This window comes from Tenacibaculum sp. HL-MS23 (genome assembly GCF_032463465.1).
GTDB classification, from domain to species: Bacteria; Bacteroidota; Bacteroidia; order Flavobacteriales; family Flavobacteriaceae; genus Polaribacter; species Polaribacter bernardetii.
Map to the genome: position 1 here is coordinate 1,266,748 of NZ_CP135989.1, position 23,527 is coordinate 1,290,274.

General features: G+C 30.7%; 15 protein-coding genes. 9 read left to right on the top strand and 6 right to left on the bottom strand.

Features of this window, described 5'->3' with window-relative positions; genetic code table 11:
- Positions 1 to 26: 26 nt before the first annotated feature.
- Complete coding sequence (locus RRF68_RS05970; RefSeq protein WP_315945293.1) at positions 27 to 737, bottom strand: rhomboid family intramembrane serine protease; 711 nt, start codon at positions 735 to 737, stop codon at positions 27 to 29.
- A 76-nt stretch (positions 738 to 813) separates the two neighbouring features.
- On the opposite strand from RRF68_RS05970, the gene RRF68_RS05975 reads away from it, so the two are divergent.
- The gene (locus RRF68_RS05975; protein ID WP_315945363.1) at positions 814 to 2,085 is read left to right on the top strand and encodes a replication-associated recombination protein A; all 1,272 of its coding nucleotides are present in this window, start codon (positions 814 to 816) and stop codon (positions 2,083 to 2,085) included.
- 49 nt (positions 2,086 to 2,134) lie between these two features.
- On the opposite strand, the gene RRF68_RS05980 is transcribed toward RRF68_RS05975, so the two are convergent.
- Genes RRF68_RS05980 through radC form a run of 4 tightly spaced genes read right to left on the bottom strand, consistent with a single transcriptional unit; the run spans position 2,135 to position 5,620 of the window.
- The gene (locus RRF68_RS05980) at positions 2,135 to 2,869 is read right to left on the bottom strand and encodes a hypothetical protein (protein WP_315945294.1); all 735 of its coding nucleotides are present in this window, start codon (positions 2,867 to 2,869) and stop codon (positions 2,135 to 2,137) included.
- Positions 2,870 to 2,897: 28 nt separating this feature from the next.
- A complete protein-coding gene (locus RRF68_RS05985; RefSeq protein WP_315945295.1) occupies positions 2,898 to 3,575 on the bottom strand; it encodes a YjjG family noncanonical pyrimidine nucleotidase in 678 nt (225 codons plus the stop codon).
- A 29-nt stretch (positions 3,576 to 3,604) separates the two neighbouring features.
- Positions 3,605 to 4,909, bottom strand: a complete 1,305-nt coding sequence (locus RRF68_RS05990; protein WP_315945296.1) for a polysaccharide deacetylase family protein — start codon at positions 4,907 to 4,909, stop codon at positions 3,605 to 3,607.
- A 24-nt stretch (positions 4,910 to 4,933) separates the two neighbouring features.
- A complete protein-coding gene (gene radC, locus RRF68_RS05995) occupies positions 4,934 to 5,620 on the bottom strand; it encodes a RadC family protein (RefSeq protein ID WP_315945297.1) in 687 nt (228 codons plus the stop codon).
- A 98-nt stretch (positions 5,621 to 5,718) separates the two neighbouring features.
- Here radC and trkA point away from each other — a divergent pair, with 98 nt between their 5' ends.
- The 7 genes from trkA to RRF68_RS06030 all read left to right on the top strand — a co-directional run bounded on the left by trkA (position 5,719) and on the right by RRF68_RS06030 (position 15,552).
- Entirely contained in the window at positions 5,719 to 7,065 is a 1,347-nt protein-coding gene (gene trkA, locus RRF68_RS06000) for a Trk system potassium transporter TrkA (RefSeq protein WP_218771208.1), read from the top strand.
- Complete coding sequence (locus RRF68_RS06005; RefSeq protein WP_315945298.1) at positions 7,065 to 8,564, top strand: TrkH family potassium uptake protein; 1,500 nt, start codon at positions 7,065 to 7,067, stop codon at positions 8,562 to 8,564. Before trkA ends, RRF68_RS06005 begins: the two co-directional genes overlap by 1 nt.
- Positions 8,565 to 8,892: 328 nt before the next feature.
- A complete protein-coding gene (locus RRF68_RS06010) occupies positions 8,893 to 9,480 on the top strand; it encodes a phage tail protein (RefSeq protein WP_410016842.1) in 588 nt (195 codons plus the stop codon).
- Positions 9,481 to 9,624: 144 nt separating this feature from the next.
- Positions 9,625 to 13,131, top strand: coding sequence for a T9SS type A sorting domain-containing protein (locus RRF68_RS06015; protein ID WP_315945300.1), 3,507 nt, complete (start codon positions 9,625 to 9,627; stop codon positions 13,129 to 13,131).
- A 14-nt stretch (positions 13,132 to 13,145) separates the two neighbouring features.
- Complete coding sequence (locus RRF68_RS06020; protein WP_315945301.1) at positions 13,146 to 13,316, top strand: hypothetical protein; 171 nt, start codon at positions 13,146 to 13,148, stop codon at positions 13,314 to 13,316.
- A 63-nt stretch (positions 13,317 to 13,379) separates the two neighbouring features.
- Positions 13,380 to 14,489: a hypothetical protein gene (locus RRF68_RS06025; protein ID WP_315945302.1), complete on the top strand. Its 1,110-nt coding sequence runs from the start codon at positions 13,380 to 13,382 to the stop codon at positions 14,487 to 14,489.
- Positions 14,479 to 15,552 (top strand): nucleotidyltransferase family protein, encoded by a 1,074-nt coding sequence (locus RRF68_RS06030; RefSeq protein WP_315945303.1) that lies wholly within the window; start codon positions 14,479 to 14,481, stop codon positions 15,550 to 15,552. Before RRF68_RS06025 ends, RRF68_RS06030 begins: the two co-directional genes overlap by 11 nt.
- Here the strand turns inward: RRF68_RS06030 and murC are convergent.
- A complete protein-coding gene (gene murC / locus RRF68_RS06035) occupies positions 15,549 to 16,901 on the bottom strand; it encodes a UDP-N-acetylmuramate--L-alanine ligase (RefSeq protein ID WP_315945304.1) in 1,353 nt (450 codons plus the stop codon). The genes RRF68_RS06030 and murC overlap by 4 nt on opposite strands.
- Before the next feature lie 175 nt (positions 16,902 to 17,076).
- Between murC and RRF68_RS06040 the strand changes: the two genes are divergently transcribed.
- Positions 17,077 to 23,490 carry an alpha-2-macroglobulin family protein gene (locus RRF68_RS06040; RefSeq protein WP_315945305.1) on the top strand — a complete coding sequence of 2,138 codons (6,414 nt, stop codon included), beginning with the start codon at positions 17,077 to 17,079 and terminating at the stop codon, positions 23,488 to 23,490.
- The last annotated feature ends 37 nt before the right edge of the window (positions 23,491 to 23,527 follow it).

The window sequence follows — 23,527 nt, forward strand, 5'->3', positions numbered from 1 at the left end:
AAAACCTGCTGTATAGCAGGTTTTTTTTATTCTTCTTTATAAAAATACTTATAATGTATTTCTGATAATTTAGTTAATTCAACCTCTTCGTTAATTTCAGGTGGCATATAATTACCTTCTTCATCAAACAAATCGTCAAAATCAGTTTTAGAAAACTGATATTTCTCTTTTACTATACCTATATTTCTATAAAAAACAGCTAAAATAAGGCCAGATATTAATCCAGAAAGATGTCCTTCCCAAGACATACCTTCTTTAATTGGTAATACATACCAAATCATACTTCCGTAGAGAAAAATTATAATTAACGAAACAGCTACCAATCGATAGTGTTTTCTTATTATTCCGCTAAAAAAAATAAAACTGAACAATAAATATACAATACCACTCGCGCCAATATGGTAGGAACTAGAGGCTATAATCCATGTTAAAAGACCTGTTAATAAAGCTCCTAAAGTTAAAACTTTTAGTGCTACCTTATTATAAAAATAAAAAAGACAACTAGAAAGCACAAATAAAGGCACCGAGTTATTAAAAAGGTGACTCGTATCACTATGTATAAATGGAGATGCTAAAACACCTCTTAAACCATAAAATTTTCTGGGTGCTACCCCATATTTATTAAAATTTAATCCGAAAGTAATTTCTACCCAATAAATAAACCATATTAGGAAAACAAAAATAACCGGAATAAGAAAAACGTTGTTAGAAAATTTTAATTGAGTATCTGTTTTCATCAGTATGAAAATAACAAAAATAAATCCAAACAACAATTTCGGAACATCTGTCATAAATCTTTTATATTTTTACATCATGAATGAACCTTTGGCAGAAAGAATACGTCCACAAAAATTATCAGATTATATTAGTCAACAACACCTGGTTGGCGAAAGCGGAATTTTAACAAATCATATTAAACAAGGCATCATTCCTTCTTTAATTCTTTGGGGACCTCCTGGTATCGGAAAAACAACATTAGCAAATATTATTGCCAATGAATCTGGCCGTCCTTTTTACACCTTAAGTGCAATAAGTTCGGGCGTGAAAGATGTTAGAGAAGTCATTGAAAAAGCTAAAAAAAGTGGTGGATTGTTTACACAAAAAAATCCTATTCTATTTATTGATGAAATTCATCGTTTTAGTAAATCTCAGCAAGATTCACTCTTAGCCGCCGTAGAAAAAGGATGGGTTACTTTAGTCGGCGCAACAACTGAAAACCCTAGTTTTGAAGTGATACCTGCCCTACTCTCTCGCTGCCAAGTATATATTTTAAATTCTTTTGATAAAAATGATTTAATAGCTCTTTTGAACAGAGCTATGAAAGAAGACGATCTTATATCACAAAAAAAGATAACTTTAAAAGAAACCGATGCCTTATTGCAAGTATCAGGAGGAGATGCTCGTAAATTATTAAATATTTTTGAATTATTAGTAGCCGCTGATGATGAGATTGAAATTACAAATGAATTAGTGTTATCTAAAATTCAGAAAAATACTGTTCGTTATGATAAAACTGGTGACCAACATTACGATATTGTTTCGGCTTTTATAAAATCGATAAGAGGTAGCGATCCTAACGGTGCTGTGTATTGGTTGGCTAGAATGATTGAAGGTGGCGAAGATGTGAAATTTATTGCCCGTAGGCTTCTTATTGCTGCTTCAGAAGATATTGGTAATGCAAACCCTACTGCCTTTATTATGGCCAATAATACATTCCAGGCTGTGTCTGTAATTGGTTATCCTGAATCTAGGATTATATTAAGTCAATGCGCTATTTACTTAGCTAATTCTGCAAAAAGTAATGCTTCTTATATGGCAATTGGCGAAGCTCAGAACTTAGTAAGAACAACAGGAGATTTATCAATTCCGTTGCACTTAAGAAATGCTCCTACAAAACTAATGAAAGATTTAGATTATGGTAAAGAGTACCAATATTCACATAATTATGCTGGTAACTTTGTGAATCAAGAATTTTTACCTGATGAGATTAAGAACACGAAACTATATGAGCCTGGTAATAATGCTAGAGAAAATCAATTTAGAGAATTATTAAAACAACGCTGGAAGGATAAATATAATTATTAAAAAAGAGCGCTAAAATAGTGCTCTTTTTTAATATTATTTTAAATAGAAATTAAAATTTAACTTCGTATTTCTCAATAACTTTTATACTTTCTTTATAATATTCTGCAATCCAAATACCATTATATTTGTATAAAATTCCGTTTTTATCCTTCAGTATAAAAACATCTTTAGCATTTGTTTTTAATATTTGAAAAATAACTTCTGGTTTTGTATTTACCAATTGAAATCCTTTAGGGGTTGATTGCGCATATAAACTTGTTGCTTTTGTTTCTTTAATATTATTTTTTACATCTATTTTAGGTTCTATAACTTTAATCTTTGAAACCGCTATAGGCGAAGATGCCTTTTCTACTTTAAGAGGTGTATAACTATAGTTTAAAGCTTCAATAGATTTAAAAGCATCACGTATAGATTCGTGATAAGCTTTCTTATAATCTTTCTGTTTACTTCTCCCTTCTTTAGATGAAAAAATAATATTGTTAAAACAATCCTTTAACTCTATCACAATTTTAGTAGTGAATAAACGTGAATCATCTTTAACAAAAGCTACTAGCCCTAAACATCTATCATTAGCTAAACCTAATGGGAATTCTTCTTCTGAAGATAACGCATTAAAATTTGCGTTATTAAACAAAAATTTAGTTAATGAACTTGTTTGATATTGATCCTCTTTTTTAACAAAATCAAATTTCTTAGGCACAATTACATACTTATAATTGTTAATGTTTTTTTGAGCAAAGATTGATGCTGATAGCATCAAAAAAATAAAAAGTAATTTATTCATGTTTATTATAAATTATATAAAAATTATTTTATAAATATTGTTTTAATTGTATTAATGATTGAATATTTATCACTCCTTTTTTAGGTGTAGTTTCATTTGTAAAATGAATCGCTAACATACCACAATTTAAAGCACCTAAAATATCTGCTTCATAACTATCTCCTATCATTATAGCTTCTTTTGCTATTGTTTCTGCTTTCATTAAGGCAAACTCAAATACTTTAGGGTTTGGTTTCTTAACACCCACACTTTCCGAAGTAATAACTTCTTTAAAATATGTATCTATTCCTGCTTTTTGCATCTTTAAATTTTGAACCTCTTCAAAACCATTCGTAATGATATGCAATTCATATTTTTGTTTTAAATACTCTAAAACCTCCACAGTTCCTTCAAACAAATGATTATAATTAGGTAAGTATTTAATATAATCTTCAGAAATGATACTAATTAAATCGTCTGATATTTTATAGTTTAAAGCATCAAAAGTTTCTTTTAACCTACCATATCTTAAAGTTGATTTAGATACTTTTTCATCTCTATATAGCTTCCAGTATTTTAAATTAATAGGTAAATAAATGTTTAAAAATTCATCTACGTTCAATTTTACACCCTGCTCTTCAATAATTTGTTTAAAGGTTAATTTTGAATTTTTATCAAAATCCCAAAGTGTGTGATCTAAATCAAAAAAAATATGTTTTATATTCATACTAATATAGTGCCCAAAAAGGGTTTTAATTAATTTCTAACTATTTTAAGCATCGAACTATATACCCGCCTCCAACCTTTCCATCGTTGATAATTACCTAAACTTTCATTATGAAAAACGGTAATAAAAAGTCCGTTTACAGCTTTTACTTCGTTTTTAAGATCTCTAATTTTACCTAATGACTGTTTCGGTGTCAGCTTCAGGTAATCATTTAAAGTTGTATCAATTAAAGCAAACGGAAATACTTTTAAAGGTGTTTGAATTTCAAATTCTAAATCGTAAAAATAAAAAGGAGTACAGGTTCCTGCCCTAAAACCAGTATGACTTGCATATCCCATCGAATAATCTTCCTCTATCTCTAAATCGATTAAATTCTGATATGTTTCAGGCAAAGATAATCGTAAATAATGCTGTCGTGAACGGCGTATTGGCATATTTATAATGTTTTCTAACCGTTCTTTTTCTTTCTTTAACATATCACTATTATTCATAGTGTAATATGATGGGTGTAAACCTACCCGAGCATAATCTACCGTGTCTTTTATTAAGAGCTTAAACTTTCTTTTTGATGCTGATACATTGGTATCAAAAGTAGTATAATCACCTATTAGGAAGAAAAAAATAGTTCTTACTTCATATATTTTTTTTAACTCTATTATTGATTTAAAAGTATTAAAAGGATCTCTTTTTATATTAAACAAAACTGCTAACCTATCCCAAATTGTAAATATTTTTAAATGTGATGCATCTTTTAAAAACCCACCTACAGTTCTAACAAAACTTTTATACTTGTATGCAAAAGCATTGTCTACATCAACTGTAGAGATGTATTGATATTTTCTTACAGAATGCTCATAATCGGGGAACTTAACTTTTAAAGTTTCTAAAAATTTATATGCCCAAATATCAACTACTGGCTTTTCTAAAAAACCATGTTTAAAAGCAATACTATTTTTTGCCGTAAATCGTCCATGTTCATCTTTTACTTGTGGTAAATACTCTTCATATCTAGATACCAAATAAAAGCTTGCAGCAAAAATATCAAAAGGTATTTCTGATTGTTCGTCTGTTGGAAAAAAGCAAGGAATATCATCCCATTTTTTAAAAATCACTTCAAAATCTTTCACTCCTTGCTGAAACAATAATTCGTTACTTTTTACAAAAAACTCTTTTCCTAAAGCTACGTTTGTATACGAAAACTTAGGTCCATTATACGCAACAAACTCTTCTACTTTACCTGTAAAATCGATAGGAATTTGCAGTATGCGTGTAAAAATATGCTTAAAAACATACCGAACACGAGGCGTAATTTTATGAGTATAAATAAGTATCATAGTATTAAAGATATGTGCAAACTACTATAGTATACCTTCGTCTGCAAAGCTAAAATACGTTTTTTCAGTAATTATTAAATGGTCTAAGAGTTTTATATCTAAAGTAGCTCCAGCTTCTTTAATTTTATTGGTAAGTTCAATATCTGATTTACTAGGGCTTAATTTTCCTGACGGATGATTATGAGATACAATAATACCTACTGCTGATAACTTTAATGCCTTTTGATATAACAATCGTACATCTACCAAAGTTGCCGTAAAACCTCCTTTACTTAATTGATGTTTTGCTAATATTTTATTTGAATTATTTAAATACAACACCCAAAACTCTTCATGTTCTAAATCTCCTAAAAACGGTTGTAATATGGTAGCGACGTCTAATGAGCTTTTTATTTTTGAAACCGTATTACTTTCTTTAAACTGTCTTCTTTTCCCGAACTCTAAGGCTGTTATTATTGAAATTGCCTTTGCCTCCCCTATTCCTTTAAATTCCATTAATTCTTCAATAGATAATTTTGCTAAAGTGTTTAAATCATGATTTACGGATGCTAATATTTTTTGAGACAATGCAACAGCACTTTCTTCTCTATTACCCGAGCCTATTAAAATAGCAACCAACTCTGCATCCGATAAAACAGATTTACCTTTTAGCATTAATTTTTCACGAGGCCTATCATCTAAAGCCCAAGATTTAATTGATATCTTTTTCATCTATTACAGTATCAGAATTATAGATAAATATAATTCATTTTTTGCACAACCAAAAGAAGCACAGTATCTTTGCATTCTATCATTTTTCAAACTTACATATGAAAATTATAATAGCCGGAGCAGGAAGCGTAGGTTTTCACTTGGCTAAACTCCTTTCTTACGAATCTCAAGATACTTTTGTGATTGATTTTGACGGCGAAAAGCTGAATTATATCAATAATCATTTAGATGTAATTACCAAAAAAGGAGATGCAACTTCTATTAAGTTATTAAAAGAAATTGGTATTGGTTCTGCTGATTTATTATTGGCTGTTACCGAGAGTCAAAACACCAACTTCGCCATATCTGTAATAGGTAAAGCATTAGGTGTAAAAAAGACAATTGCAAGAATAAACAACCCCGAGTTTTTAAAAAATGATAGTATCAATTTTAAAGATTTTGGAGTAGATTTCATGATTTCTCCAGAAGCTTTAGCTGCTGAAGAAATAAAATTACTTTTAAATCAATCCTCCTTTAATGATACTGTTGCCTTTGAAAATGGTGTCTTTAATATTATGGGAACTGCCCTTGGTTATAAATCAAAAATATTAGATCTAACCGTTAGGGAAGCTAAAGAAAAATTTAGTTTAGTCGATTTTATTACCATTGCAATAAAGCGAGAAGGAATAGCACAAACTATTATTCCTCGTGGTGATACTACCTATAAAATGAACGATCAAGTTTATTTTTCAGTACCAAATTATAGTATATCTAAACTATATCCTATTATTGGAAAAGAACATGTTAACATTAAAAATGTTATGATTCTTGGCGGTAGTAGTATTGGTAGAAAAACAGCAAGAAGTCTTTGTAAAGATAATTTTAAAGTAAAATTAATAGAACGTAAAAGAGAAAAGGCATTAAGCCTTGCTGAAGATTTAATGGATACGTTAGTTGTTCATGGTGACGGTAGAAATATAGAACTTTTAGAAGGTGAAAATATTCGAGAAATGGATGCTTTTGTTGCCGTTACTGGTGACTCTGAAACCAATATTATGTCTTGTTTAGTTGCAAAATCTAAAGGTGTTAAAAAAACAGTCGCTTTAGTTGAAAATATGGATTATATAAACATATCGCAAACTATAGGTATAGATACGCTTATTAATAAAAAATTAATTGCTGCTAGTAGCATTTTTCGTCACATCCGTAAAGGAGATATATTAGCTTTAGCTAATTTACATAATATTGATGCCGAAGTTTTTGAGTTTGAAGTACCATCAAATGCTAAAGTAACAGAAAAGCCTATTAAAGATTTACGTTTTCCGAGAGAAGCAGTTTTTGGAGGTGTAATTAGAGATGGTAAACCTCATATGTCTTTTGGAGATTTTCAATTAAAAGGAGGAGATAAAGCTATCGTTTTTTGTTTACCAGAGGCAATATCAGTTGTAGAAGATTTATTTAAATAATGGAAAACCTTAATCTAAAATTAATTTATCGTTTTTTAGGTGTAACCGCTATTCTTAACGGTTTATTCATGTGGCTTTCATTACCTTTTAGCTTTTATTATGATGAAAATTGTAAATGGGGAATTTTAAATGCGGGTGTTATTACTATTGCGATTGGCTCAATTCTCTATTTTTTTAACAAGCCTGATAATAAAAAAATTCAAAAAAAAGAAGGGTATCTTATAGTTACCTTCGGATGGCTTACGCTGTCTATTACAGGTATGCTACCTTATTTATTATCTGGTAGTATTCCTAGTATTACAAATGCTTTCTTTGAAACAATATCTGGTTATTCAACAACCGGTTCATCTATCTTAACAGATATAGAATCTATGCCTAAAGGAATTCTTTTTTGGCGTAGTGCAACACATTGGATTGGTGGTATGGGAATTATTGTACTAACCATTGCAATATTGCCTTTATTAGGTATTGGAGGAATGCAATTATTTATGGCGGAAGCTCCAGGACCGTCGGCAGATAAATTACACCCACGTATTACAGACACTGCTAAACGATTATGGCAAATTTATGTACTACTTACTATTGTTGAACTCTTACTTTTAAAAGTAGCAGGTATGAATTGGTTTGATGCCATTAACCATGCTATGGCAACGGTTAGTACTGGTGGATTCTCAACTAAAAACGCAAGTGTTGCTCATTGGAATGGTTCTCCTTTAATTCAATATATTATTATATTTTTCATGTTTGTAGCAGGTACTAATTTTGTACTAACTTATTTTGCTTTAAAAGGAAAATTCAGGAAAGTAATTCAGAGTGAAGAATTTAAATATTATTTATTTGGTACATTAACCATATCTGCAATTATTGCGGTTATGATTATTTTTTATCAAGATCCGGCTTTACAAACTTCTATCGATCACCCAATGGTTTTCGGAAAGGTAGAAAGTGCTGTTAGACATGCGTTATTTTCTGTAATTTCAGTTGTAACTACAACCGGATTTGTAACTGCCGATTTTACAATGTGGAGCTTTTTTGTAACAGCAATGTTCTTCTCTTTATTCTTCTTGGGAGGATCAGCAGGGTCTACTTCTGGTGGTGTAAAAATTGTTCGCCATATTGTAATGCTTAAAAACAGCTTTTTAGAATTTAAAAAATCATTACATCCTAATGCTATTATTCCCGTTCGTTATGATGGTAAAGCCGTAAAACAAACCATTGTATTTAACATACTTTCGTTCTTTGTTGTATACATGCTTATTTTTATATCAGGTACAGTAGTATTAACTTTTTTTGGTTTAGATTTTTATTCAGCCTTAGGTGCATGTGCATCGTCTTTGGGTAATATCGGACCTGCAATAGGAACTGTAAGCCCCGTTGATAATTTTAATCATTTATCTATCGGAGCAAAATGGTTCTGCTCTTTCCTAATGTTAATTGGTCGTTTAGAGCTTTTTACTGTATTAATATTATTAACCCCATTCTTCTGGCGTAAAAGTTAATTACGCTTATTAGTTTTTTTCTTTGTAAAATGTTTTCTTTAAATAAAACGTTTTTCCTATACCTTTTATATTATTCTTTATGCCTATAATTTATACGCTTAAGGAATTTTTTACTATTTCTATTACCTCTATTCCTAAATTTGAGTACAGAAGACACGTACACAACATATTCTTTTTTACTTTAATAGTAAAGAGATTAACATCAATGTCTTTAGAGAAAAAAATATTAATAAACTAAATTTTACAGATTATGAAACTAAAAATTAAATTTCTAGGGCTATTGTTTATTTACTTACTTTCAACTACAACAAGTAAAGCGCAAGAAGCAATGCTAGGTGAAGTTAAAATATTTGCTGGGAACTTTGCTCCTAGAGGATGGGCTTTTTGTGATGGACAATTATTATCTATCTCTCAAAACCAGGCATTGTTTTCGTTGTTAGGAACTACTTATGGTGGAGATGGAAGATCAACTTTTGCTTTACCAGATTTACGTGGTAGAGTTCCTTTTGGACCTAGAAGCGGACCAGGGTTATCTACTTATAGATGGGGGCAAAGGGGAGGTGCTGAAACCAGAACACTAACTGTAGCACAAATGCCATCTCACAACCACTTAACAACTAACACTACTAGTGGCAATCAGCACATTTTATTGAGCACTGAAAATGCTGTAAACGAAACACCTCAAGCTGGAGATGTACCTGCTGCTGCAGAATATGGTAATGGTTTAAGTGCTACAAAAGTGAAATCTTTTGGCCCTCCTAGTGCGGGAAATATTGTAAACGGACAACCCATTAGTGGTAATGCTGGTTTAACTATTTTAAATAACGGTGGGAACCAAGCCTTTGATAACAGACAACCATATATAGCAGTAAATTATATAATAGCTTTACAAGGAATATTTCCTTCTAGAAATTAAATTACTTTACCATATTAACTAAGACTCTAATGGAATTTCATTAGAGTCTTAATTAGTACCTCCTATTAAATAGGCTGAAAATCTTCATGTTAAGAAATATTTTCTAACTATATTTAAAATACTTAACCAAATACATAATAAAAAATGAAACAATATTACTTAAAACTTTTATTAATTCCACTTTTTACTTTATCAATGCAATTATATGCACAGACTCCAAGCACAATGGAATTTGGTACCTCAACTACAGTTATAGTTAATGCACTAAATCCAAGTGCTGATCAAAGTACAAATCCTTTATTAAACGGATTTGATGTATCTATGACTTCTTCAAATTCAAGAATTATTGCTTTTGCTTTATCAGGAAATGGAGCAGGAACAAATTCTACAGCTGGAGGAGCTGAGGCTTCTTTGTTTTTTGGAGGTGATTCTTCAGGAACAACAAATTCATCCACTTTATCTACCGATTCAGGTGGAGAAATAGGCATTACAAGTTTTGATTTTGCATACGAATATAATTCTGGAGCTTCAACTTTATCATTTACCGCATCAGGAAAAAAAAATGGGATAGAAGTAGGTACAAAGCTTATTAATGTAGGACACAATACTCTAATTAATGTTGATTTAACAAACCCAACAACAGGATCTTTCTTAGATATTGATGAATTAGTATTAACACCTTCTTCTCCTTTTATTGGAGGATGGTCATTAGATACTATTATTATAACAGCCGCAGTATCAAACACTGCTCCATTAGTCGCTGGTACATCAGCAGGTCAAGTAGTAAATGATAATGCTACAATATTACCTTTTTCTGCTATAACAACAACTGATGCCGATGGAGATAATCTTTCAGCAACTATTACTTTAGATGATAATGCAAAAGGTGTGTTATCTGGTACAGGATTAACTGGTACTGGTCCTTACGCTATTGCAAGTACTACTCCTGCAGATTTACAAGCTAAATTAAGAGTTTTATCTTATGATCCAACAGATAACAGAACAAGTACCTCAGAAACTACAACATTCACAGTAGTTATAAATGACGGCACTGATACTGATACTGATACTGCAACTACTGTAATTTCAAGTGCAGTAAGCCCTATAGTTAGTAGTGTAGCTGTACCTGCTAATGGTACTTATGCACTTGGACAAAATTTAGATTTCACTGTTAACTTTAATGAAAATATAACCGCTGTTACTACAGGTGGTACTCCTCAGATAGCAATTACTATTGGCGCTACTGTAAATCAAGCAGCGTATATAAGTGGTAGCGGGTCTAGTACTTTATTATTTAGATATACCGTGCAAAGTGGTGATTTAGATACAGATGGTATTGCTATTGGTACTTTAGCTACCAATGGTGGTACTTTAGCTGATTCAGGAAACGCTAATGCTAACACTACCTTAAATAGTGTTGGGGCAACTACAAATGTTTTAGTTAGCACGTGTACAGCTCCAACTATCCCATCAGTAACTTATGCTCCTGGTATAATTTGTGATGGAAATTCTGCTTTAATTTCAATATCAGGTACATTAAATGATGCTATACAATGGCATGTGTATACAGGTTCTTGTGGTGGTACACTTGTTGCCACAACTACTTCTAGTTCAGCTATAGTAACACCACCTGTCGGAACAACAACCTATTATATTAGAGGAGAGGGAGGTTGTGTTACTCCTAGTACATGTGGAACAGTAACCATTACAACGACAACAAGAGAAGATGCTTCATTTAGTTATAACGCTTCTGCATATTGTGCTGATGAGGCAGACCCAACACCTACTATTACAGGTGTATCAGGAGGTACGTTTTCATCAGCTGCTGGCTTAAGTATTAATTCTAATACAGGAACAATTGATCTTTCGGCAAGCACCCCTAACACCTATATGGTACGCTATGAAACTCCTGGTTTATGCTCAGCAACAAAAACAACAAGTATTACCGTTAATGCTATAGATGATGCAAGTTTTAGTTATGGAGCAGGAAACTATACTACTAACGATTCAGATCCAACACCAACAATAACAGGCTTAGGTGGCGGTACTTTTAGTTCTACTGCTGGTTTAAGTATAAATGCTGCAACTGGTACTATTGATGTTTCAGCTTCTACAGCCAATACGTATACAATAACATATACAACTACTGGGTCTTGTCCTAATAGCTCTAACGTTTCTGTAACAATTACCTCAAGTAATGTTACTTGGACAGGAAGTACAAGCAACGATTGGGCTACGGCATTAAACTGGAATACGAATACAGTACCATCTACAAATGCAGATATTATTATTCCTAGTGGTTTAAATAATTACCCTACAGCCAATGTTGCGGTAACATTTAATTCATTAACTATTAATTCAGGAGCTACTTTTAAGCCAAACAGCACTGTTACAGGGCCTGTTACTTATAAAAGAAACTTACCTACTACTAACTGGTATTTAGTTGCGGCACCGGTTAATGGTGAAACGCAACAAGACGTTATTGCAAGCCATACTTTTGCGAACGGAACAGGAAGTAATATTGGTCTTGGAGGATACTTAAATAATACCGGACCAAGTTGGATATATTCTACTGCTGCTTCTACAGGAGCTATTCCTTCAGGAGTTGGAATCTCTATGAAATTAACTGTACCTGGTGATGTATCTATCACAGGTAGTATAAACACATCTAATGTTAGCTTTCCTGTTAATCAAGGAACTAGAGATAACTTTAACTTATTAGGTAATCCTTATACTTCATATATAAATTCAGCTGCCTTTACTACCACAAATACAACTGTTCTTACAGAGGAAACAATTTGGTTATGGGATGGAACGCAATATGTAACATATAATGCTGTTAGTCCTATAGAAATTGCACCTGCGCAAGGGTTCTTTGTTGAGGCCAGTACTAATAATACTGTTTTATATAGCACAAGTAATAGAAGTCATCAAAATACTGATACTTTTATGAGACAAACTCCAAAAACTTCTTTTGAGCTATTTGTAGAAAATGATGCAAGTAAAAAATCAACTAAAGTATTTTACGTAGCTAACAAGACTACTGGTTTTGATAACGGCTATGATTCTAAAATATTTAGTGGTGTAAAAGAAGATTTTACTATATATACTGAGTTGTTAGAAAACAATAAAGGTAAAAAACTAGCTATTCAAACCTTACCAAATACTAATTTAGAAACAATGGTAATACCTATTGGGTTAACTACTGAAGCTGGAAAGGAATTAACATTTTCTGTTAGCTCTAAAAACCTTCCTGAAGGAATGGATGTATATTTAGAAGATAGAATTGCAAATACTTTTACAAATCTTTCTCAGGGTAATTATAAAATAACTGTAAAGAACACTAGTAAATCAACTGGACAGTTTTATATTCATACTACTTCTAAAAAATTAGAGAATATACCTACTACACAAGAGTTACAAAATGTAAGTATTTATAGATCTACTAACAATACCTTAACTGTTGCTGGTTTACAAACCGATAAAACTTCTGTAAATGTATATTCAATTTTAGGTAAAAAAGTAATTAGTACTGAACTTAAATCAACAGGTTCTCACGTAATTCAATTACCTAAAACAGCTGTAGGTGTTTATATCGTTGAATTAAGATCTAGTTTAGGGAAAATTAGCAAGAAAATTATTTTAGAGTAATACAAAATACTATCATGAAAAAACAAATTCAAAATAAAAGTACAGACATCTCTAGAAAAGAGGCTCTAAAAAAAATAGGTGGTTATGGTAAGTATGCAGCTTTAACTGCTTTAGGAACTTATCTTATTTTAAGTCCTCAAAAAGCACAAGCGCAAAGCCCTGGAGCTCCAGGAAATGACTTTTAACATCTTTTTTATTTTTAACAATAAAACCTCGATTGTTTCGGGGTTTTATTATTTTTATCACCTATGATTTTACAGCGAACACTAGAAAACAAAACTATCTTATGGCTTCAAAACAGCAACCAATACTTAATAGTACAACCTATTGTTGCTGAGATTATTTCTCTTTTAAACAATCAAGTTACTAAAGAAGAAATCATAACTGCTTTATCTGATAAAAACAGCACCACAAACCATAAACTATCTGTTATTATAGATGATATTTCTAGACTATTAACTTCACCGTCAAAAGAAAAACCCAATAATTATTTAGTTAAAAAACCTCAACTATTTCAATACCAATCTTATTATAAAATTAATGATGTTATTATTCATGTTCACTATTCTACCGAATATGAACGATTTTTAGTACATCCAAAATTTGCACACTTAGAAACTAGTAAACCTGAAGGTAAAATAGATTCATTTCATGTGTATAGTAACGACCAGCATATTTCTTTCTCTATAAATAATGAAGTTATAGAAACTTGGCTATTAAAAGATGTTCACTTTTTTCAGGGAAAATTTTCCATGAAAATAGTAGAACACATGCATCAAAAAATAGAAGATGAATGGCTTGGTGTTTTTCATGCATCTGCAATTAGTAATGGTACGTCTTCAATGCTTTTTTTAGGCGATTCCGGCAACGGAAAAAGTACTTCTTTAGCGTTGTTACAAGCAAACGGTTTTACTTGCTTAGCAGATGATTTTGTTCCTGTTGCTGCTAAAAATAAACATATATATAGTTTTCCTTCTGCAATTTCTATTAAAAAAAATAGTTTACAAACACTATTACCAATATATCCTGAGCTAGAAAATTCTGCTGAATATCATTTTAAAAGATTGAATAAAATTGTTCGCTACATTGTACCTAACAACAATGATTACAAGCAAAACTTACCTTGTAAAGCATTGGTTTTTATTAAATATAAAAAAGATAGTGATTTAGCTATTTCTAAAATTTCTAACCTAAATGCTTTAGAGCAATTAGTACCCGATTCATGGCTTTCACCTAAAATAGAAAATGCAAGTATTTTTTTAGATTGGTTTCTAAAAATTCCTTGCTACCAACTTACTTATTCTGATAATACAAAAATGATAAATACAGTCACTAAAATTTTTAATGATGACTTATAAAGAAACATTATTATTCGTTGGTAAATGCCTTACAATTACACATGAAAAACACAATCGTGAATTAGTTGAGCAATTATTAAAAACAGGAAATATCGATTGGGATGATGTGGTTAAATTAAGTACTTCTCATTATGTGTTTCCTGCATTGTATTGTAATTTAAAACGTGCTGATTTTTTACATCTATTACCAACTGATTTAGTTGCGTATATGAAACATATTACAAACTTAAATAGAGAACGAAATCAACAAATTATACAACAAGCAAAGGAAATAAATGAATTGTTACTTTCTAAGAACATAACTCCCATTTTCTTAAAAGGAACCGGTAATTTATTAGAAGGTTTATATGAAGACATTGCTGAACGCATGGTTGGTGATATTGATTTTTTGATAGATGAAAAAAAATGTATGTCTGCTTTCAATATTCTTCAAAAAAATGGTTACAGAGATAAAGTTTCAGAGCTTTTTAATGACCATAGGCATTTACCTAGAATAACACATCCAAAAAAAATTGCTGCAATTGAAGTTCATAAAGAAATGCTCCGTAAAGAAAAATCAGCATTTTTTAATTATAATACTGTAAAGAACTCACTAATAAGAACTAATAATATATCTTTTTTATCTTTTAAAAACCAGATTAAATTAACAGTTTTTTCTAAGTTTATTAATGACTTTAATTATCAATTAAAAACAATAAATTTAAGAGCTGCTTACGATATTTTTCTACTAGGAAATAAATTAGAATCAAAAACTAATATTGGAGATATAAATTTAAATAAAGAATTAATTTCAGGCTTAGAGTTATATAGCTCAATAATATCTATTCCGAAAAATATTGAATTCACTTCCAATAAAGAAAGTCAGTTATTTACTAAAAAAACTCTAATAAGTTTAGACAATGGTTTTAAAACACGACTAAATACCTTAATAATTCAACAAGTTATTTCTGTAAAACAAAGGTTTACAATATTAATGAAAGCATTTTCTAGTAGATCTTATTATACATTTGTCATCTCTAAAATAACAGATTACAACTGGTATAAGAGAAAGTTAGGTTTCTAAACCAACCTCTTAACTTCATCAAAATCCAATCCTCCATAATTACCAGAACTCATTAGTAATAAAGCAGTATTTTCTAAATTCTGATTAAATAAGTACTCTTTAAACTCAGCAGGATTCGTATATATAATTAAATCATCACGTTTAAAAGCACCTGCAATTTGTTGTTCTGTAACCTCTTCTAGTTGCTTAATTTTTACTGCGTGTGGTGAATAAAACACTACTGCTTTGTCTGCTTTATCTAAAGCACCTTTATACTCTGCTAAAAACTCAGCATTTAAACTAGAGTATGTATGCAATTCTAAACACGCCAATACTGTTCTTTCTGAATATTGCTTTTTTACTGCTGTAGTAGTTGCTGCTACTTTACTAGGACTATGCGCAAAATCTTTAAAAATTACGGTTGATTTATTTTCTGCAATTTTCTCTAATCGCTTACTTGCTCCTTTAAAACTAGCAATCGCTTCATAAAAATCATCTTCATCAACACCCATGTGCTGACAAATCCACTTTGCTCCTGCTAAGTTTTGTAAATTATGATCACCAAAAATTTCTAAAGGCAAATCTCCATCCGGAGTATCTAAATAGGTAATACCGTTATCTATAAAATAAGTAGGTGTTTTGTATGGATATTTTTTTATCGGATGGTTCGAATTCTCTACAACCTCTTTTAAAATAGTATCCTCTTCATTGTATACCATTATTCCGCCATTGGTAAGCGAATCTGTAAATATCTTAAACTGCGCTACATAATTATCAAACGTAGGAAATACATTAATATGATCCCAAGCAATTCCTGTTAACAACGCTATATTTGGCTTGTATAAATGAAATTTAGGACGCATATCTATCGGAGAACTTAAATACTCATCTCCTTCTAAAACAATAAATTCATTTTTTTCAGTTAAATGCACCATCGTATCAAAACCATCTAACTGTGCTCCTACCATGTAATCAACTTCTCTTTCATGATAATTCAACACATGTAAAATCATTGAAGTAATGGTAGTTTTTCCGTGAGAACCACCAATTACTACACGTGTTTTATCTTTAGATTGCTCGTATAAAAATTCTGGATATGAATATATTTTAACACCTAACTCTTGGGCTTTCAACAACTCAACATTATCTTTCTTGGCATGCATTCCTAAAATTATAGCATCTAAATCGGTATTGATTTTTCCTGGAAACCAACCAAATTTTTCTGGTAATAATCCACGTTTTGCTAAACGAGATTTAGAAGGATCGTGAATTGTATCGTCGCTTCCTGTAATTTGGTATCCTTTTTGGTGTAAAGCAATTGCTAAATTGTGCATTGCACTTCCACCGATGGCTATAAAATGAATTTTCATGTTTTAGGTATCTCTAGTATAAAGCAAAAATACAAAACCCTGTTAAAATTTAAGTATCTTTAAATCGAAACTCATTGAAAAGTTATGTTCACGCATTCAAATACTAATTTCACAAAGTTTTGGTTGTTATATTTAAGATAATTTAAGTGTTTTGATCTTATAAACGAATTCCGCTATGAAAAAATTGACATCTATTTTACTACTAATTTTATTTTCATCTGTTATACATGCCCAAGAAAATTATAAAAACCTTTGGGATGAAGTTGAGCAATTTGAAAAAGACAACCTACCAAAATCTGCCTTAAAAATTGTAAATATTATTTACGCTAAAGCGGAAGTCGCTAAGAATTCGCCACAAATTATTAAAGCATTATTTTATAAAAGTAAGTTTTCGTTAACTTTAGAAGAAGATGCACAATTAAAAATCATCAATCAATTTAAAAAACATATTGATAAAAGTAGTTTCCCTACAAAAAACGTTTTAGAAAATGTTTTAGCTAATTTGTATTGGCAATATTTTAATCAAAATAGGTGGAAGTTTTATCAACGCACCAAAAGATCCGAAAAAATTGATGAAAACGATTTTAGAACTTGGGATTTAGATACTTTATTCGCAGAAATTCACAATTTTTATCAGAAATCATTAGCAAACGGATTGTTATTACAACAAACGGATATTTCTGAATTTAGTGATATTTTACATATCGCTAAAGACTCAAAAGAATACCGCCCTACATTGTTCGATTTCTTAGCACATAATGCGCTAAAATTTTATAAAACTTCTGAAACAAATATTACAAAACCTGCGTATCAATTTAAAATTGATAATCCTAAATTGATAAGTGATATAGTCAGTTTTTCTACTATCAACTTAACTTCAAAAGATACTGTTTCACTTCAATTAAATGCGTTGAAAATTTATCAAGAACTCATAAGTTTTCATTTAAAAAACAACAATTTAAAAGCTTTAGCTACGGTAGATTTAGAACGCTTAAATTTTGTGAATCAACATGCTACTTTTAATGATAAGCAAGAACTGTTTTTAAAAACATTAAAATCAACTGAAAACAACTATAAAAAACAAGAAATAGCTGGATTGTATAGTTACAAAATTGCTGAAATTTACAAACAACAAGCAAGCAATTACAAAGCCACCAAAAATGAAAATTTTCGTTTTAAAAACAAAGAAGCACTTACCATTTGTAATCGTGTAATTACGCAGTTTCCTAAAAGTATTGGCGCTAAAAAATGTGAAGCTTTAAAGCAGCAAATAAAAACAAAAGCGCTTTCAATTTTATCAGAAAAATTCAGCCCAATAAATACTGCTTCTCGTTTATTAATAACCTACAATAATATTGATAAATTATATTTTTCAGTTTATAAAATAAGTAGAACTCAAATTGAAAAACTAAATAATATTTATAAGGAAGAGGAACGCATAAATTTTATAAAAAAGCTAACAATAGCAACATCTTGGAATACTAAGTTAAGAAACGAAGCTGATTATTTATCGCACACAACCGAGATTATCGTCCCTAAACTTTCGCAAGGAAATTATTTAATCGTTTCCCATGAAAACAAGATTATAAATGTAACTAATTTGTTTGCTACTGCCAATATTCAGGTAAGTAATTTGGCTTTAATTGAAAGCACAGATAATAATATAAAAACGTACCAAGTAGTTGATAGAAATACTGGTAAACCGATTAAAAATGCTTCTGTTCACTTAAAAAACTACAAATCAGACTACAGAAATAGTGTTACTATTGATAAAAAAATAATTACAGATAAAGATGGATTTACTTCTTTTACAACTCCTTACAAGCACTTAAACGTAACTATTACTGTTAAGTACAAAGATGATTCGGCTGTTTTTGGGAATCGTAACTTTTATAAATATTATGACAAAAACACTATTGGCGAAAATGAAGAAATACAAATAACTCCATTTATTTTTACCGACAGAAGTATTTACAGGCCTGGACAAACCGTGTATTTTAAAGCTATTTTCATTCAGAAGGAAGGAAAAAAACAGACACCTTTTACCAATGAATATATTGAAATCAATTTAAATGATGTAAACGGACAACAAGTAAAAAAACTTGAATTAAAATTAAATGAATTTGGCTCAACATCTGGCGAAATAGTATTACCTAATAACGGTTTAACTGGTGAATACTCTTTTGAAATTGACGGAAGTGACAAAACCGATGAAAGTAAATATGAAAATTATTATCTTAATAGTAGATACCATTCAATCTCAGTTGAAGAATACAAGCTACCAAAATTTGAAACCGATTTTAAACCAGTTATCGAAACTTTTAAACTAAATAATAGTGTTACCGTAAACGGATTTGCAAAAGCTTTTTCTGGAGCAAATATTACTGATGCTAAAGTAGTGTATCGTGTTCATAGAAAAGTACAATATCCTAATTGGTGGTATTGGCGCAGACCAAATTCATCGTCTGAAGCACAAGAAATTACACACGGAGAAAGTACCACCGATGCAGCAGGTAATTTTTCTATCAAATTTAAAGCACTTCCAGACGAGAATGTTTCTAAAATAGATTTACCAATTTTTAATTATGAAATTACGGCTGATGTTACCGATATTAATGGAGAAACCCGAAGTGCTACCACAATCGTAAAAGTAGGTTATCATGCATTAACGGCTTCTTTACATATCAATCCGATTATTGATAAAGAAGATAAACAGCATACAATAAAAGTTAACACCGAAAACTTAAACAACGAGTTTGCCGCTGCTAACGGAACTGTAAAAATTTACAAGTTACAAGCTCCTAAAAATCCGTTACGAAAAAGACCTTGGAATACTCCCGATTATCAAGATATTCCAGAAGATGAGTTTAGAAAATTATTTCCGCATGATGCTTATACTAAAGAAGAACAAAATGAAACTTCTTGGAAGAAAGGGAAATTGGTTTTTGAAAAAGAGTTTGACACTAAAAAATCGAAAGAGCTTATTTTTAAAAACATCAAAAGTTGGACTTCAGGTAAATATATTGCCGTTTTAACTACGCAAGATAAATTTAAACAGCAAGTAACCGACAAAGTTAATTTTACTGTTACTAGTGCTCGTGAGAAAAAAATTGCTGATAATAATTTATTTTTTATTAGCACTGATAAAACTAATTATTCGGTAAACGATATGGTTTGTTTAGAACTTGCTTCTGCGTCAAAAGATATTACAGTAATTGTTCAGGTTGAAAAAAATCACAAAATTGTAAACACTCAATTAGTCCATTTAAATAATAACGTAAAATCAATTGAAATCCCTGTAAATAAAGAAGATATTGGCGGCTTTGCAATTAAATACTACTTTGTAAACTATAATTCTTTTGGCAGCGGAGTTATTACTATTTCGGCTCCTAAAAAAGAAGAACTTATTACTATTGAAACCACTACTTTTAGAAATAAACTAAAACCAGGTACTTCTGAAAAATGGAGTTTCATCATTAAAAATGATCAAAAAAATAAAGTAACTGCCGAAGTTTTAGCAAGTATGTACGATGCTTCTTTAGATGAGTTTAAACCTCATAATTGGCAATTTAACCCAATAACAACCTCCAATTATTATTCATACGGAAATACTGCAAACGCTCGCCAAAGTTTTGGTAATAATAGTTTTAGAATTTATAACCGTAGTTATTCGAATAACCGTTATCAACCTCAACAATATGATAAATTTAACTGGTTTGGGTTTAGTTTAAATAATCATAGTTGGACAAATGAAAGATACCTGAAAAAATTAAACCAAAGAGATAAAATTAAAACTTCGGGAAAATACTCAGGAACAATAAAAGGTATTATCTCTGATGAGTCTGGTCCTTTACCTGGCGTAACTATTATAATAAAAGGAAGTACAGAAGGTACTGAAACAGATTTTGATGGCGATTTTACAATCAAAGCTAAAAAAGGAGATGTTTTAGTTTTCAGTTTTGTTGGTATGCAAACTATTGAAAAAGTTATTGGTGATTTTTCATCTATAAATATATGGATGATTAATGATAGTGTTCTAGATGAAGTTGTTGTTATGGGGTATGGAACGAGTACAAAAAAAGCATTTACAGGAACAGCTCGTATGGCTCTTTCTGGAAAAGTATCTGGAGTCAATATTGAAAGTAATGAAGCTGATGAATCAGAAGTAAGCTCATCTGAAAACATTCAAAAAAACCAAGAAAAAATAGCCTTAAAAGGAATTCAAGTTCGTAAAAACTTACAAGAAACAGCTTTCTTTTATCCGCATTTAACAACCGATAAAAACGGAGATATTACCTTTTGTTTTACAACTCCCGAAGCGTTAACTAAATGGAAATTACAATTATTAGCACATACTAAAAAAGCGCAATCGGCTACAAAAACATTAACAACGGTTACTCAAAAAGAGTTAATGGTTATACCAAATGCTCCACGATTTTTAAGAGAAGGTGACAAAATAACGTTGAGTGCTAAAATTTCGAATCTGTCAAATAAAAACCTGCAAGGGATATCTCAATTAATTTTAACGGATGCGATTACAGGTAAAGAGATTAATCTGTTAGAAAACGCAACAAAAAATCAATCTTTTAAAGTTGATACAAACGGAAATACAAATGTTTCTTGGAATTTGGCTATTCCAAATACTGTACAAGGCGTTCAATATAAAATTATAGCCAAAGCCGGTGATTTTTCTGACGGAGAACAAAATGTTTTACCAGTTTTATCTAATCGAATGTTGGTAACTGAAACACTGCCAATGTGGGTACGCTCTAATCAAACAAAAACATTTACGTTAGATAAACTAAAAAACAATACCTCTACAAGCTTAAAACACCACAAACTAACGTTAGAAGTAACATCTAATCCGACTTGGTATGCTGTACAAGCGTTGCCATATTTAATGGAGTATCCGTATGAATGTAGCGAACAAACTTTTGCGCGTTATTATGCAAATACATTGGCGAGTCATATTGCTAATTCAAACCCAAGAATTAAAGAAGTTTTTAAACAATGGAAAACTTCGGATGCTTTAGTAAGTAACTTAGAAAAAAATCAGCAATTAAAATCGCTGATTATTCAAGAAACTCCTTGGTTACGAGATGCGCAATCTGAAACCGAACAAAAAAAGCGTATTGCCCTATTGTTCGATTTAAATAAAATGAAAAACGAGCAGCAAAAAAGCATCCATAAACTAAAAAACATGCAATTGAATACTGGAGGTTTCCCTTGGTTTAAAGGAAGTGATTATGCCAATACATATATAACGCAACACGTTGTTAGTGGATTTGGTCATTTAAAAAAATTAGGCGTACATAATTTTGATACTTCAACAACCGATATGCTTCAAAAAGCAATTCGTTTTTTAGATGAAAAAATTGTAGCACAATACACAAATTTATTAAAGCAAGCTAATAAGATAAAAGAAACAAAAGGCGTTGTTAAATATGAAGAATATCTAAAGAAAAATCATTTAAGTTATTTTACGATTCAGTATTTATACATGCGTAGTTTTTATCCTGAAATTGCTTTATCAAACACCACTAAAAGCGCAATCAAATATTATAAAAATCAAACTGCTACTTATTGGAATACCTATAATTTATATGCAAAAGGTCAGATTGCTCTAATTCAATTTAGAGAAGGGAATAAAACTGTTTCATCTAAAATTATCGAATCTTTAAAAGAAAATAGTATTACTTCTGATGAATTAGGTATGTACTGGAAAACGAACATTGCAGGATATTATAATCACGAAGCTCCTATTGAAACACAAGCTTTATTAATTGAAGCTTTTTCTGAAATTGAAAATGACACCAAAACAATTGATAACCTAAAAATATGGTTATTAAAAAACAAGCAAACCAATCGTTGGCAAACAACCAAAGCAACCACAGAAGCTGTTTACGCCTTGTTATTACAAGGAAGTGATTGGCTTTCAATTACTGATATGGTTGCTATTAAAATAGGAAATCAAAAAATTGACCCTGCAAAGCTAAAAAACGTAAAAATTGAAGCTGAAACAGGTTATTTTAAAACCTCATGGAATGAAAATGATATAAAACCAACTATGGCAGAAGTAACGATTTCTAAAAAAGGAAACGGTATTGCTTGGGGAGGATTGTATTGGCAATATTTTGAAGATTTAGATAAAATTACATCAGCTGAAACTCCGTTAAAATTAAAGAAAAAACTATTTAAAAAGATAAATACTGATGCAGGTAAAGAACTTGTTGAGATTACTGATACAACGGATTTAAAAGTTGGTGATTTAATTACCGTAAGAATTGAGCTTCGCTCCGACAGAGACATGGAATTTATCCATATGAAAGATATGAGAGCTTCTGGTGTAGAACCAATAAATGTGATTTCGCAATACAAATGGCAAGACGGCTTAGGGTATTATGAAGCAACAAAAGATGCTGCAACAAATTTCTTTTTTGATCGTTTACCTAAAGGGGTTTATATTTTCGAATATGATGTACGAGTAAATAACTCAGGGAATTTTAGTAACGGAATTACAACAATACAAAGTATGTATGCGCCTGAATTTAGTAGTTATTCAAAAGGAAAACGATTAGTTATTAAGTAACTTTGCTTCCAATTTATAATAAACTACTTTTAACAAT

Coding starts and splice junctions, on each gene's coding strand:
- radC (WP_315945297.1), bottom strand. CDS start 5,620: ATGAAAAAGATATCAATTAAATCTTGGGCTTTAGATGATAGGCCTCGT.
- RRF68_RS06010 (WP_410016842.1), top strand. CDS start 8,893: ATGCTAGGTGAAGTTAAAATATTTGCTGGGAACTTTGCTCCTAGAGGA.
- RRF68_RS06020 (WP_315945301.1), top strand. CDS start 13,146: ATGAAAAAACAAATTCAAAATAAAAGTACAGACATCTCTAGAAAAGAG.
- murC (WP_315945304.1), bottom strand. CDS start 16,901: ATGAAAATTCATTTTATAGCCATCGGTGGAAGTGCAATGCACAATTTA.
- RRF68_RS05975 (WP_315945363.1), top strand. CDS start 814: ATGAATGAACCTTTGGCAGAAAGAATACGTCCACAAAAATTATCAGAT.
- RRF68_RS05980 (WP_315945294.1), bottom strand. CDS start 2,869: ATGAATAAATTACTTTTTATTTTTTTGATGCTATCAGCATCAATCTTT.
- RRF68_RS05990 (WP_315945296.1), bottom strand. CDS start 4,909: ATGATACTTATTTATACTCATAAAATTACGCCTCGTGTTCGGTATGTT.
- RRF68_RS06015 (WP_315945300.1), top strand. CDS start 9,625: ATGAAACAATATTACTTAAAACTTTTATTAATTCCACTTTTTACTTTA.
- trkA (WP_218771208.1), top strand. CDS start 5,719: ATGAAAATTATAATAGCCGGAGCAGGAAGCGTAGGTTTTCACTTGGCT.
- RRF68_RS05970 (WP_315945293.1), bottom strand. CDS start 737: ATGAAAACAGATACTCAATTAAAATTTTCTAACAACGTTTTTCTTATT.
- RRF68_RS06040 (WP_315945305.1), top strand. CDS start 17,077: ATGAAAAAATTGACATCTATTTTACTACTAATTTTATTTTCATCTGTT.
- RRF68_RS06005 (WP_315945298.1), top strand. CDS start 7,065: ATGGAAAACCTTAATCTAAAATTAATTTATCGTTTTTTAGGTGTAACC.
- RRF68_RS05985 (WP_315945295.1), bottom strand. CDS start 3,575: ATGAATATAAAACATATTTTTTTTGATTTAGATCACACACTTTGGGAT.
- RRF68_RS06030 (WP_315945303.1), top strand. CDS start 14,479: ATGACTTATAAAGAAACATTATTATTCGTTGGTAAATGCCTTACAATT.
- RRF68_RS06025 (WP_315945302.1), top strand. CDS start 13,380: ATGATTTTACAGCGAACACTAGAAAACAAAACTATCTTATGGCTTCAA.